The organism is Pseudomonas sp. 10-1B (genome assembly GCF_000935045.1).
Lineage (GTDB): Bacteria > Pseudomonadota > Gammaproteobacteria > Pseudomonadales > Pseudomonadaceae > Aquipseudomonas.
In genome coordinates this window covers 47,780-60,110 of the sequence record NZ_JYKS01000036.1, presented here as the reverse complement: position 1 = coordinate 60,110, position 12,331 = coordinate 47,780, and the positions used below count along the sequence as shown (strand labels likewise).

Sequence of the window (12,331 nt, the reverse complement as noted above, 5' to 3'; positions counted from 1 at the left end):
CCGGTCCAGCTGGGCTTTCACTGCACATCCGGGAAACGGAAGGTGGACGCGAAGGAGCGTCGGTGCCGATCGGGATGCCTGTTGCGAGGCCGAGCGTCCGGGCGTGAGCCGGGCGGGAAGGCCCGAGTATAACAGAGCTAACGCGCCGTGCCGCTTTCCTGCTGCTCAACGGCGTTGAGAATGTTTCCGGTGTCGCTTGTGTAGCGGTTGATGATCGCCGCATAGGCCGGTTCCTGCTTGAACTGCCGCAGTTCCTCGGCAAAGGCCTGGGCCAGCATCTCCCGCCCCGGCTTGCGTGCCAGCCCCAGGTACTGCGCCTGGCGGCTGATCACCAAGGGCAGTTCCTCGACTTGCTGTTGCAGGCCCAGACGCCGCAGCAGGTAGTGCCCACCCTTGCGGTCGGTGACTGCCAGGTCGATACGGCCCAGCATCAATTTGCCGAAATTGGCTTCGTGGGTGGGGGCGGCTTCGCGCTTGAAGTGTGGGGCGTCGTTGAACGCTGCACCATAGTTGTAGCCGGGCGAGGTGCCGACAGTGAGGTCGGCGAGGTCGCCCAACCCGGTGACGGCATGGCGACGCGCGCGGGCCTGGAACAGGACGAACTCGACGTCCGACATGGGCTCGGCTGGGTACACCAGGTATGGCTGGCGTGCTTCGTTCTGGAAGACGTCCATGATGCCGTCGGCCAGCCCTTGTTCGATCATTGCCAGGCAGCGTTTCCACGGCAGGAACTGCCATTCCACCTCGACACCGAGACGCGCGAAGACCAGGGTAGTGACTTCGTAGTCGATGCCGCGCGGCTGGCCGTCCTGCTGGTACACGTAGGGCGCCCAGTCATCGGTCACCAGACGCAGGCGCTCGCCCAAGGCCAACGGGCTCAGGCAGGCGAGCAGCAGGATCCAGAACAGACGGGCGATGTGTGGCATGGCCGGAGATTACGCGCTAGGCCTGGGCAAGGCCAGAGGATATGGTGTTCTCCTGTGCCGGCCTCTTCGCGGGTAAACCCGCTCCCACAGGGGCCGGCACAGGCCCACTCAAGAGTGGGAAGACCTCAACAGATACGCCTCGATATCCTTGCGCCGCTCGCCCAGCGACAGGCGCAACCCTGGGTGGCGCAGGCACTGGCGCAGCCGCTCGGGTTCCATGCGGCCATGGCGGGCATGGAGGTTCTCCAGGGCCTTGTCCCACCAGGCCGGCGCGCAGGCGCGGTCGAACTCATTGGGGTAGGGGTAGCAGCCATACAGCAATTCGCGGGCGAACTGGCGTTCATGGCGGGGCAGGGTCAGGCTCAGCGTCTTGTAGCCCAGGCGGTGCAGGGCAGGTGGTCGTGGCAACTGGTCGTTGACCAGGATAACGTCGGCCAGCGCCGCGTCGCTCAGCGGGTCGTGGTCATGCTTGCGCAGCCAGGCCTGGATCTTGGCGCGGAACTGCGCCTTGCGGCTCCAGTAGTGGTGGATGACGTCGGTGCATTCGGCCAACTGCAGCTCGCGGTAGGCTGCTACCGCCAGGCAGAACTCCTCTAGGGTATAGGCCTCGCGAGCCAGAGGGTGGAACTCGTCCATCATGGCGATGGAGCGGTCCAGGGTGCCGGCGTCTTCGGCAGTGAGGCCGATCACCCCGGAATTGACCAGTGGCATCTGGCAATCGGCCAGACCCCGGGATTGCAGGATGGTTAGCAGGTTCTTGTACAGCAGGCACTTCTGGTTCGCGCCATAGCGCGCGCCGATGGCGTTGCACAGCAGGTGGCCGGGCGCCACGCGGGCGAACAGTTGCAGCGGCGACTTGCGGAAGAAGGTGTCGGTGTCGATCAGCACCGCCAGCGGGTGCTGCTGCAGTACCTGGCGCAGCAGCACATGCTTGCTGCGAAAGTGATAAGCGTGAGGGGCATTCCATGCCTGGCGCGTGGCTTCGTCCAGCAGGTGGACAGTGACTGGTAGCCTGGCGTAGGGCTGCGGGTTGTCGGTGTAGACCTGGATGTCCATGGCCTCGCCTGCTGCCGTGCCCAGGTGGGTGAGGGCACTGACGATGCTGAAGCAGGCTTCCTGATGGTAGGTCGCCGGGCCGAAGGCCAGGTAGACCAGCTGGGGGCGCGATGGCTGGGGATGCTGCATGCCTGTGTAACCCGAAAATGAATAAGGCTTCAGTCTATGACCGAAGCCTTAAGCATTTCTTAAGCAGGCATTGCCAGGAAGTTTCAGCGCGGCAGTTTCAGGTTGTTCCAGATCGCCAGGCTCGGCTCGGCCTGGTTCAAGGTATAGAAGTGCAGGCCCGGCGCGCCGCCTTGCAGCAGCTGTTCGCACATGCGGGTGATCACTTCTTCACCGAATGCCTGGATGCTGGCGGTGTCGTCGGCATAGGCTTCCAGCTGCTTGCGGATCCAGCGCGGGATCTCGGCGCCACAGGCGTCGGAGAAGCGGGCCAGCTTGCTGTAGTTGGTGATCGGCATGATGCCCGGCACCACCGGGATGTCCACGCCCAGCTTCTGCGCACGCTCGACGAAGTAGAAGTAGCTGTCGGCGTTGAAGAAGTACTGGGTGATGGCGCTGTCGGCACCGGCCTTGACCTTGTGCACGAAGTTGGCCAGGTCGGCTTCGAAGTTGCGCGCCTGCGGGTGCATTTCCGGGTAGGCGGCCACTTCCAGGTGGAAGTGGTCAGCGCTTTCCTGGCGGATGAACTCGACCAGATCGCTGGCGTAGCGCAGTTCGCCACTGGCCATGCCCATGCCCGATGGCAGGTCGCCACGCAGGGCGACGATGCGCTTGATGCCAGCGGCCTTGTATTCGGCCAGCAGGGCGCGCAGTTCGTCCTTGGTGTCGCCCACGCACGACAGGTGCGGTGCGGCAGGCACTTTCACTTCGCTTTCCAGCTGCAGCACGGTGTTCAGCGTGCGGTCGCGGGTCGAGCCACCGGCACCGTAGGTGCAGGAGAAGAAGTCCGGGTTGTAGGTGGCCAGCTGGCGGGCGACGCCCATCAGCTTTTCGTGACCGGCGTCGGTCTTGGTCGGGAAGAACTCGAAACTGTAGCGGCGTTCTTGTGACATCAGGCGTTCCTCTAGCAGCAAGCTTCTAGCGGCAAGCTGCAAGTAAAAGCCAGATCGGTGATGGCCGGTCTGGCTTGGGCGTCGTTCAAGATCTCTGGTTCCTGAGCTGCAAACGGCAATGGCACGCTCTGCCTTTGCTTGCCGCTTGCAGCTTCAAGCGTGCCGCTTAGTAGCGGTAGGCGTCCGGCTTGAACGGGCCTTCGACAGTCACGCCGATGTAGTCGGCTTGCTGCTTGGTCAGTTGGGTGACCACGCCGCCGAAGCCGCGGACCATTTCCAGGGCCACTTCTTCGTCGAGCTTCTTCGGCAGCACTTCGACGGTCAGACGCTCGGCTTTCTTTTCGGCCGACAGGTCGGCGAACTTCTGCTCGAACAGGAAGATCTGCGCCAGTACCTGGTTGGCGAACGAACCGTCCATGATGCGGCTTGGGTGGCCAGTGGCGTTGCCCAGGTTGACCAGGCGGCCTTCGGCCAGCAGGATCAGGTAGTCGTCATTCTGCGGGTCGAAGCTGCCAGCGCCGGTGCGGTGGATCTTGTGCACCTGCGGCTTGACCTCTTCCCAGGCCCAGTTCTTGCGCATGAAGGCAGTGTCGATCTCGTTGTCGAAGTGGCCGATGTTGCAGACCACGGCACGCTTCTTCAGGGCCTTGAGCATGTTGGCGTCGCAGACGTTGACGTTACCGGTGGTGGTCACGATCAGGTCGATCTTGCCCAGCAGGGCCTTGTCGATGCTGGCTTCGCTGCCGTCGTTGATACCGTCGATGAACGGCGAGACTACCTCGAAACCGTCCATGCAGGCCTGCATGGCGCAGATCGGGTCGACTTCGGTGACCTTGACGATCATGCCTTCCTGGCGCAGGGACTGGGCCGAGCCCTTGCCCACGTCACCGTAGCCGATCACCAGGGCCTGCTTGCCCGACAGCAGGTGGTCGGTACCGCGCTTGATGGCGTCGTTCAGGCTGTGACGGCAGCCGTACTTGTTGTCGTTCTTGCTCTTGGTGACCGAGTCGTTGACGTTGATCGCCGGGACTTTCAGCTCGCCCTTGGCCAGCATGTCCAGCAGGCGGTGCACGCCGGTGGTGGTTTCTTCGGTGACGCCGTGCACGCGCTCCAGCACTTGCGGGTACTTCTTGTGCAGCAGTTCGGTCAGGTCGCCACCGTCGTCGAGGACCATGTTGGCGTCCCATGGCTGGCCATCCTTGAGGATGGTCTGCTCCAGGCACCACTCGTACTCTTCCTCGGTTTCACCTTTCCAGGCGAACACCGGGATACCGGCGGCGGCGATCGACGCGGCGGCCTGGTCCTGGGTGGAGAAGATGTTGCAGGACGACCAGCGCACTTCGGCACCCAGGGCGACCAGGGTCTCGATCAGCACGGCGGTCTGAATGGTCATGTGGATGCAGCCCAGGATCTTCGCACCCTTGAGCGGTTGCTCGGCCAGGTATTTGCGACGCAGGCCCATCAGAGCAGGCATTTCCGATTCGGCGATGATGGTTTCGCGACGGCCCCAGGCGGCCAGGGAGATGTCGGCGACTTTGTAATCGGTAAAACCAGCAGGCATGTTTGCAGCGCTCATGAGAGCCTCCATTCGTAGTGTGCGAATGGGCGCCGTTGTGCGTTGAGCGTCCGCGGCAGCGGACAACGCCCCATCCGAGCCTGACAGGCCTAGCCTGCTGCAGCGCCCCTCGGACAGGTGGCGGGCATGGCAGCGCTGTGGGCAGCCATGTGAAGCGGCGCAGATTATAGCCGCGCCGGCCGGCTTGCCCAAGGTTTTCTGTCGATTAATCGCGACGATAGTCGATGTTCAATGGAGCGATGGCGGCCGCTCTGCCATCATTGCTGCACGTTAGCCAAGCAGGTCAGGAGTACAGATGAACTTTCACACCCGCAAGTGGGTTAAACCCGAAGACCTCAACCCCAATGGCACCCTGTTCGGTGGCAGCCTGTTGCGCTGGATCGACGAAGAAGCGGCGATCTACGCCATCGTCCAGCTGGGCAACCAGCGCGTGGTGACCAAGTACATATCGGAAATCAACTTCGTCAGTGCTTCGCGCCAGGGCGACATCATCGAGCTGGGCATCACCGCCACCGAGTTCGGCCGTACCTCGATCACCCTCAAGTGCGAGGTGCGCAACAAGATCACTCGCAAGGCCATCCTCACGGTCGACAAGATGGTCTTCGTCAACCTCGGTGAAGATGGCTTGCCGGCGGCGCACGGGCGCACCGAGATCAAGTACATCCAGGACCAGTTCCCGGATTCTGCTGTAGAGTGATTTTCTGGGGCCGCACAGCGGCCCCAAAATCTCAAGGCTGGGCGCTGACCTTGCGCACCACCCGCCCAATGCTCAACCCCTGCACCAGGATCGACGACAGCACCACGATGTAGGTAATCGACAGCAGCAGGTCGCGCTCCTCGCCCAATGGCAGCGACAGCGCCAGGGCCACCGACACCCCGCCACGCAGGCCACCCCAGGTCAGCACCCGCACCGTGCCTTTGGGCACCGGGCGCCAGCGCCGCAGCAGCACGATCGCCGGGGCCACGGTCAGCAGCCGTGACAGCAACACCGCCAGGGCCAGTACACCGCCCGCCGCCAGGTGCATCCAGTTGAACGGCAGCAGCAACAGCTCCAGGCCGATCAGCGCGAACAGCAGGGCGTTGAGCATGTCATCGATCAACTCCCAGAAACCGTCCATGTAGCGCCGGGTCATGTCGTTCATCGCCAGGTTGCGCCCCAGGTTGCCGATGATCAGGCCGGCCACCACCATGGCGATCGGCGCTGAGACGTGCAGCTCGTAGCACATGGCCGAGCCACCGATGACCAGTGCCAGGGTCAGCATGACCTCCACCTGGTACTGCTCGACGCTCTTGATCATGCGGTAGGTGGCGTAGCCGATCAGGCCACCGAACACCACACCGCCGATGGCCTCGCGAGCGAACAGGACCACCGTGTCGGTGATGCTTGGCGTTTCACCCAGCTGGATGATGCCAAACAATACGGTGAACACCACCACCGCGGTGCCGTCGTTGAACAGCGATTCGCCAACGATGGTGGTTTTCAGCGGTTTTGACGCATTGGCGGTACGCAGCGCGCCGAGCACGGCAATTGGGTCGGTGGGCGAGATCAATGCGCCGAACAGCAGGCAGTAGATCAGCGGGACATGCCAGCCGAACAAGGCGAAGACCCAGTGCGACAGGTAGCCGATGACCACCGTGGCGATCAGCACGCCTACGGTCGCCAGCAGGCCGATCGGCCAGCGGTAGCTGCGCAGGTCGCCGAGGTTGACGTGCAGGGCGCCGGCGAACAGCAGGAACGCCAGCATCCAGTGCATCAGCAGGTCGTTGAAGTCGATCTGGTTCATCAGCCCTTCGACGCGTGCTTCCAGGCCAGGGAAGCCGATCAGGCTCAGGCCCTGCAGGATCAGCGAGAACAGCAACGCCGTGACCATCACGCCGATGGCGGGGGGCAGGCCGATGAAGCGGTAATTTACATAGGTAAGGAGGGTGGTGAGGCAGATAAACGCGGCAACTAATTCAAGCATCCCGAATCCTGTAACAGTGGCTTCCAAGTCGTAACCCGAATGGCTCGGGCAGTTCTTTGATGACCTGGCGAGGGGTTCGGGACACAGGGTTTGACCGAATTCGTTCCAATCGTTCCCGAACAAGGGGCCGCTGCGCAGCCCAATCGCCGGCAAGCCAGCTCCCACCTGTACTGCCTCAACCTTGAAAGCAGCGCGGTCAATGTGGGCTGGCTTGCCGGCGATTGGGTCGCGCAGCGGCCCCCCGAACGCTATATATTCACAGCCATAAAAAGCCATAAGGACAACACGGCGTGTTGGCAACATCCCTGGTGCTGGTCGCCGCCCTGCTGCATGCGACCTGGAATACCCTGATCAAGTTCAGCGGCGAGCGCTTGCTGGTAATCGCCAGCATGGACACGGTGGCGCTGGCTTTCGCGGTGTTGGCCGTGCCCTTCGTGGAAGTCCCGCCCGCCAATATCTGGCCCTGGCTGCTGGCTTCGGCCCTGGCCGAGCAGCTGTACCGCTTCCTGCTGATCCAGGCCTACCGCGTGGGTGACCTTGGGCTGGTCTATCCTCTGATGCGCGGGCTGTCGCCACTGGTGGTGCTGGGCTTGACCCTGGCCTTTGCCGGGGAGTCGCTGAGCCAGCAGCAGATCATCGGCATTCTGCTGATCCCTTGCGGCATGGCCTGCCTGCTGTGGCAGGGCGGTGGCGGTGACCGGCTACCGTGGTCGATGCTGCCGGTGGTGGCGCTGATCGGCCTGTGTATCGGTTGCTACACCTGGTTCGACGGCCAGGCCGTGCGCCTGTGGGGCAAACCATGGGATTACCTGGTGTGGCTGACCTTGCTCAGTGCCTGGCAATTCCCGCTGTTGGCCGGTGTGGCGCGACGGGCACCGTTCGTGTTGTTCTGGCGAACCCAATGGCGCCTGGGGCTGGCGGTGGGGTTCTGCGTATTGTTCAGCTACGCACTGGTGTTGTGGGCCATGCACCTGGGCTCGGTAGCCGAGGCCGCGGCGCTGCGGGAGTTGAGCGTGATTCTGGTGGTGCTGCTGGGCATGCGGTACCTCAAAGAACCTTTTGGCGGGCCAAGACTCCTAGCTTGCGGGCTGGTGTTGGCCGGCATGCTGGTAATGAAGCTTTGACCTGAAGACTGAACAAGGAGTCCTGTGCATGACTGTTGCCCTGTGGTGCATCCTGATCGCGCTGTGCCTGGCGCCATTGTGTGCGTTGATCGCCAAAGTCAGCAGTGGCCGTTTCGGCCTGCGCGACAACCACGACCCCCGTGCCTTCCTGGATACCCTGTCCGGGCTGCCACGGCGCGCGCATGCCGCGCAGCAGAACAGCTTCGAGGCCTTCCCGGCATTTGCCGCAGCGGTGCTGGTGGCGGATATCGTCGGCAATGCCGAGCAGGTGACCCAGGATGTGCTGGGGGTGATGTACATCACCAGCCGCTTGCTCTACATCATTTGCTACCTGGCCGACTGGGCTGTGCTGCGGTCGCTGGTGTGGTTTGCCGGGATGGCGATTATCGTGGCGTTTTTCGTGGTTTCCATCTGAGACCGGGTTGCTTGCTTCGCGGGCTTGCCCGCTCCCACAGGTACACCACAGCCTTTGAATACTGTGGTTTACCTGTGGGAGCGGGCAAGCCCGCGAAGAATCCACCGCCGATCAAGGCACTTTAGGTACCTCAGGCAGTGGCTTGCCCTTGGGCCACAGCATCCAGATCTGCCCTTGCTGCTTCATGTTCCCGGCCAGTTCGCCGGCTTCCGGCCCGGTGCCCCAGAACAGGTCTGCACGCACCTCGCCAGTGATTGCCCCACCGGTATCCTGTGCCCCCACCGGGCGCACCACCGGGGTACCGTCCGGGCGTGTGGTGGATAGCCACAGCAGGCTGCCCAGCGGAATCACCTTGCGGTCGATGGCCACGCTGTAACCCGCCGTCAGCGGCACGTTCAGCGAACCACGCGGGCCTTCGTTGCTGTCCGGACGGGTGCTGAAAAACACGTAGCTGGGGTTGCTGGCCAGCAGTTCCGGCACCCGCTGCGGGTTGGCCTGGGCCCAGGCATGAATGGTACCCATGCTCACTTCTTCCTTTTTCAGCTGGCCCTGTTCCACCAGCCAGCGGCCGATCGGCCGGTAGGGGTGGCCGTTCTGGTCGGCATAGCCCAGGCGCAGCTGGCGGCCATCTTCCAGTTGAACCCGGCCGGAGCCCTGAATCTGCAGGAACTGCAGGTCCATCGGGTCGGTCAGCCAGGCCAGCACCGGTGCCTTGGCGCCGTCACGGTTGATCACCTCGGCGGTGTCGTAAGGCTTCAGTACCCGGCCATCGAGGCGGCCGCGCAAGCGCTTGCCCTTGAGTTCGGGGTAGACGCTGGCCAGGTCGACCACGATCATGTCATCGGGCACGCCATACACAGCTACATGAGCCGCTTCGGTGCGTTTCAGGCTGCCGGGATAGACCGGTTCGTAGTAACCGGTAATCAGGCCGTTGGCGTTGTTCTCGGCGGAACGCAGGCCGTATACCTGCAGGTTCTGCTCAAGGAACGCACGCACCTGGGCGGCGCTTGCCGTGTCGCTACCGGCCGCTTCGCAGGTGGCAGCCCATACCGGGTCGCGCTTGAGCTTCTCGCAGCCGCTGCGCCAGGCGTAGAAGCCGGCCAGCAGGTCTTCATCGCTGACGGCGGGCAGGTCTTTCCAGTTGGCCGGGGCGTAGGTGGCGATGGCGTGGGGTTCGGGCTTGGCGCTCTCGCCGCCGTTGCAGCCGGCCAGCAAGGCCAGCACCGGGAGTGTCCAGGCCAGATGGCGCAGGGCAGATTTCATGAATGCATTCCTGTCATGGGCGAACATGAAGATTCGCCCCTGTTTTTTATGTGGCTATTGGTCTTTGGCCCTTTGGCGGCGATACTGGCCGCCCATTTGCGTAGGCCGAAGTGACCGTGATGTTGAAGCGATTGACCGTTGTTCTGCTGGCAGCACTGGCCCTGGGCGGTGCCCTGAGTGGTTGCGATCGGGTCGACCCGAACTCGCCGCTGGGCAAGCGCAAGGTGATCTTCAAGGACATGCTCAAGACCAGCGAGGACCTGGGCGGCATGTTGCGCGGCCGTTTGCCGTTCGACGGGGTCAAGTTCGCCGATGGTGCGCTGAAGCTGGACAACCTGTCGCACCAGCCTTGGCAGCATTTTCCGCAGGTGCGTGACGATGCGGGTGACAGCAGCGCGCGTGCCGAGGTATGGGAACGCCAGACGCGTTTTCATGACCTGGCCCGGCAGTTGGAAGGTGTCACGGGTGAGCTGGTCGATGTTACCCGCGGCCAGCCGTTGGATGCTGCGCAGCTGAAGGCACCGATGGACAGGGTCGAAGCAGCGTGCAAGGCCTGTCATAGCGAGTTCCGCAATCATTGATTGCCTGTGCTGCCCTCATCGCCGGCAAGCCAGCTCCCACAGGTATTGCACAGCTCTGGAAGGCAGCGCGATACCTGTGGGAGCTGGCTTGCCGGCGATGAGGCCATTAAAGACTCCGCACTTTTAGCGTCGGACTCAGCGGTCGAGCTCGTCCACCGCTTCCTGCAGCTCTTTACGAGACTCGGCCAGCTTGTCCTTGCGCTTGTTGATCTTCTCGGCGTCGCCTTTCTTCTCGGCTTTTTTCAGGTCTTTTTCCCGTTGTGCCACTTCGTGACGCGCGTCGAGCACTTTTTGCTCACGCTCCTTGCGCAGGCTGGCGTCGGTGCAGTTGTCGACCCCACGCAGTGCCTCTTCCAGCCCGGCAACCTGGTCGTTGTTGCCGTGGTCACGGGCAATCTTCAACTGGTTCTCGATGGCGCTGCGCTTGGCCGCACAACCGGTCAGGCCGGCATCCGGCTGAGCAGCCTGTGCGGCACCCGTGGCCAGGCCAAGGGTCGCGAGCAGGAAAAGGGTCGAAAAACGTTTCATGTAAAGCCTCCTGAACGGGGCGGGGTAACAAAAGTTGGAGGAAATGCTGCCTTGGTTTTGTCCATTTAGAAACCCTTGCCGGGCAATTCTTGCGGAATCTCAGGGTTTTCCTACAAGCGAATTGGTAAAAAATCATTGCTTGGTGCCGGGTTCCTCGATCTGAAACCCGTCGACCCCTGCTTCGGCCAGCCGCGTTGCAATGGTTTTAACCTCGGCGGCTGCAAAGAATGCGGCAAGCTGTTGTCCGCGCTTTGCGCCGATGCCGGGCAAGGCTTGCCATTCCTGGCTGGTGCGCGTAGCCAGCGCCGGCCACTCGCCAACCAGCTGCACACTGGCCGGTGTCGGGGCACCCAGCCCACGCAACCATTGGGCTAAAGGGCGTGAACGAGCTGCATCGAAGCTGCCCAGCAACTGCGCTGCGGTCGCGTCGCTGATGCCTGCTACTTGGCCCAGGCGCTCGGCATCCAGCTGCAGCCAGTCGGTCATCGAGGTCACCTGCCCGGCAGCCACCAGCCGGCGCCATGTACCGGGCCCAGTGCGCGGCAGGGCCAGCCCCTGTTTGCCGCTAAGCCAGGTGAGGCGGGCAATGAACTGCTCCTCGCAACCCTCGCTGGCCTGCCAGCAACTGTGGGCGTGGTGCTGGTCGGGCGCTGGCGCGGCCACCGGTTGGCGCTCGACGGTGCGGTGCACCACCTGCTCCAGGCGTGGGATGGTCAGCCCGGCAAGGCTGACGGCCACCTGGTCCCCAGGGCGGATGTCGAGGCTGTGCCAGCGTGCCAGCGAGCCCAGGCTCACCTGGGTGATCCGCCGGTCATCGAGGGTGACCGGCAGCAAATGCAGAACCGGCGTGACCCTGCCGGTGCGGCCGACGCGGAAGCGTACTTCGCGTACTTCGGCCAGGGCCTGCACGTACGGGTACTTCCAGGCCGCGATCCAGTACGGCGCCTTGGCCTGCCAGCGCTCGGCGGGAGGCCTGTGGCCCTGGCGCAAAACCACGCCGTCGGTGGCGAAGGGCAGGGCGGAGCGGTACCAGTGCTCGCGCCAATGCGCAGCATCCTCCAGCGTATCGATGGCGACGCTGTAGTGCTGGCTGTCGGGGAAGCCCAGTTGCGTCAGCTGCGCGAGACGTTCGCGCTGTTGCCCGGGGCCTTGCGGCCAGTCCCAGACGAACAGGCCGACACTGTCGCCTTGCTCGCTATCGAGCTGCTTGCGTGCGAGCAGCCCGGCTACCGTGCCACGCGCATTGATGCTGCCTGCCTCGGCTTGCACATGTGCGTTCTGGCGTAGGTAGAGTTCGCCCTGCAACTGAAGGTCGATCATTTGCGGCAGTTGCCGAGTGATGGCGCCGAGCTGGGGAATGTGGCGGCTCCAGTCGTGCCCTTGCAAGCCGTCCCCCCGACTGATCAGCTTTACCAGCTGGCCTTGTCGGTAGATCAGGGAGACGGCAACGCCATCGACCTTGGGCTGTACCCACACATCGCTCTTGCCGGCCAGCCAGCGTTCCACTGCCTGGCGGTCGGCCAGTTTGTCGATGCCGGTATGTGGCACCGGGTGAGGGATGGGCCCGCCGGCGCTGGCCAGGGGGGACGGGCTGGTTGCGAGGTCAAAGCACTGCTGCAAGTGTTCCAGGCGCTGGCGGCTCTGGTCGTACAAATCGTCGGCCACCAGGGCAACGCCTTGACGATGGTAGTGGTCGTCCCAGCGGGCAAGCGTGGCGCGCAGTTGCGCGACTTCGCTATCGACTTGTTGCGCGGGCCAGGCAGGGCATGTGGCGGCCTGGGTCAGTGAGGTTTTCAGCAACAGCAGCAGGGTCAACAGCAGCATCAGCGGCATGGCCAGC

General features: G+C 63.4%; 12 protein-coding genes and 1 riboswitch. Of the genes, 4 read left to right on the top strand and 8 right to left on the bottom strand.

All coding sequences use genetic code 11. The features are described 5' to 3' along the window. Positions 1–137 precede the first annotated feature (137 nt). From TZ03_RS19915 to ahcY, 4 genes are all read right to left on the bottom strand, one after another. A complete protein-coding gene (locus tag TZ03_RS19915) occupies positions 138–926 on the bottom strand; it encodes a substrate-binding periplasmic protein (RefSeq protein WP_051099893.1) in 789 nt (262 codons plus the stop codon). 108 nt (positions 927–1,034) lie between these two features. After that, positions 1,035–2,111 (bottom strand): hypothetical protein, encoded by a 1,077-nt coding sequence (locus TZ03_RS19910; RefSeq protein ID WP_051099892.1) that lies wholly within the window; start codon positions 2,109–2,111, stop codon positions 1,035–1,037. 83 nt (positions 2,112–2,194) lie between these two features. Then, entirely contained in the window at positions 2,195–3,040 is an 846-nt protein-coding gene (gene metF / locus TZ03_RS19905) for a methylenetetrahydrofolate reductase [NAD(P)H] (protein WP_051099891.1), read from the bottom strand. A 166-nt stretch (positions 3,041–3,206) separates the two neighbouring features. After that, positions 3,207–4,616 carry an adenosylhomocysteinase gene (gene ahcY, locus TZ03_RS19900; protein WP_051099890.1) on the bottom strand — a complete coding sequence of 470 codons (1,410 nt, stop codon included), beginning with the start codon at positions 4,614–4,616 and terminating at the stop codon, positions 3,207–3,209. A 20-nt stretch (positions 4,617–4,636) separates the two neighbouring features. Next, a riboswitch (S-adenosyl-L-homocysteine riboswitch) is annotated at positions 4,637–4,733 on the bottom strand. A 178-nt stretch (positions 4,734–4,911) separates the two neighbouring features. Here ahcY and TZ03_RS19895 point away from each other — a divergent pair. Further along, positions 4,912–5,313, top strand: coding sequence for an acyl-CoA thioesterase (locus TZ03_RS19895; protein WP_003257757.1), 402 nt, complete (start codon positions 4,912–4,914; stop codon positions 5,311–5,313). Between the two features lie 31 nt (positions 5,314–5,344). On the opposite strand, the gene TZ03_RS19890 is transcribed toward TZ03_RS19895, so the two are convergent. Further along, positions 5,345–6,580 carry a cation:proton antiporter gene (locus TZ03_RS19890; RefSeq protein WP_051099889.1) on the bottom strand — a complete coding sequence of 412 codons (1,236 nt, stop codon included), beginning with the start codon at positions 6,578–6,580 and terminating at the stop codon, positions 5,345–5,347. Positions 6,581–6,870: 290 nt separating this feature from the next. On the opposite strand from TZ03_RS19890, the gene TZ03_RS19885 reads away from it, so the two are divergent. Both TZ03_RS19885 and TZ03_RS19880 read left to right on the top strand, forming a co-directional pair. Further along, on the top strand, positions 6,871–7,704 hold the full coding sequence (locus TZ03_RS19885; RefSeq protein ID WP_051099888.1) for an EamA family transporter: 834 nt from the start codon (positions 6,871–6,873) through the stop codon (positions 7,702–7,704). Positions 7,705–7,732: 28 nt separating this feature from the next. Then, positions 7,733–8,119 (top strand): MAPEG family protein, encoded by a 387-nt coding sequence (locus TZ03_RS19880; RefSeq protein ID WP_051099887.1) that lies wholly within the window; start codon positions 7,733–7,735, stop codon positions 8,117–8,119. 111 nt (positions 8,120–8,230) lie between these two features. Here TZ03_RS19880 and TZ03_RS19875 read toward each other — a convergent pair whose 3' ends face one another. Continuing rightward, a complete protein-coding gene (locus tag TZ03_RS19875) occupies positions 8,231–9,382 on the bottom strand; it encodes a murein transglycosylase A (protein ID WP_051099886.1) in 1,152 nt (383 codons plus the stop codon). A 119-nt stretch (positions 9,383–9,501) separates the two neighbouring features. On the opposite strand from TZ03_RS19875, the gene TZ03_RS19870 reads away from it, so the two are divergent. Beyond that, on the top strand, positions 9,502–9,963 hold the full coding sequence (locus TZ03_RS19870) for a c-type cytochrome (protein ID WP_051099885.1): 462 nt from the start codon (positions 9,502–9,504) through the stop codon (positions 9,961–9,963). Between the two features lie 135 nt (positions 9,964–10,098). On the opposite strand, the gene TZ03_RS19865 is transcribed toward TZ03_RS19870, so the two are convergent. Both TZ03_RS19865 and ligB read right to left on the bottom strand, forming a co-directional pair. Further along, positions 10,099–10,491 carry a DUF1090 domain-containing protein gene (locus TZ03_RS19865; RefSeq protein ID WP_051099884.1) on the bottom strand — a complete coding sequence of 131 codons (393 nt, stop codon included), beginning with the start codon at positions 10,489–10,491 and terminating at the stop codon, positions 10,099–10,101. Positions 10,492–10,623: 132 nt separating this feature from the next. Continuing rightward, on the bottom strand, positions 10,624–12,324 hold the full coding sequence (ligB, locus tag TZ03_RS19860; RefSeq protein ID WP_051099938.1) for an NAD-dependent DNA ligase LigB: 1,701 nt from the start codon (positions 12,322–12,324) through the stop codon (positions 10,624–10,626). Positions 12,325–12,331 lie beyond the last annotated feature (7 nt).

Coding starts and splice junctions, on each gene's coding strand:
- TZ03_RS19890 (WP_051099889.1), bottom strand. CDS start 6,580: ATGCTTGAATTAGTTGCCGCGTTTATCTGCCTCACCACCCTCCTTACC.
- TZ03_RS19870 (WP_051099885.1), top strand. CDS start 9,502: ATGTTGAAGCGATTGACCGTTGTTCTGCTGGCAGCACTGGCCCTGGGC.
- TZ03_RS19915 (WP_051099893.1), bottom strand. CDS start 926: ATGCCACACATCGCCCGTCTGTTCTGGATCCTGCTGCTCGCCTGCCTG.
- TZ03_RS19875 (WP_051099886.1), bottom strand. CDS start 9,382: ATGAAATCTGCCCTGCGCCATCTGGCCTGGACACTCCCGGTGCTGGCC.
- metF (WP_051099891.1), bottom strand. CDS start 3,040: ATGTCACAAGAACGCCGCTACAGTTTCGAGTTCTTCCCGACCAAGACC.
- TZ03_RS19880 (WP_051099887.1), top strand. CDS start 7,733: ATGACTGTTGCCCTGTGGTGCATCCTGATCGCGCTGTGCCTGGCGCCA.
- ligB (WP_051099938.1), bottom strand. CDS start 12,324: ATGCCGCTGATGCTGCTGTTGACCCTGCTGCTGTTGCTGAAAACCTCA.
- ahcY (WP_051099890.1), bottom strand. CDS start 4,616: ATGAGCGCTGCAAACATGCCTGCTGGTTTTACCGATTACAAAGTCGCC.
- TZ03_RS19895 (WP_003257757.1), top strand. CDS start 4,912: ATGAACTTTCACACCCGCAAGTGGGTTAAACCCGAAGACCTCAACCCC.
- TZ03_RS19910 (WP_051099892.1), bottom strand. CDS start 2,111: ATGCAGCATCCCCAGCCATCGCGCCCCCAGCTGGTCTACCTGGCCTTC.
- TZ03_RS19865 (WP_051099884.1), bottom strand. CDS start 10,491: ATGAAACGTTTTTCGACCCTTTTCCTGCTCGCGACCCTTGGCCTGGCC.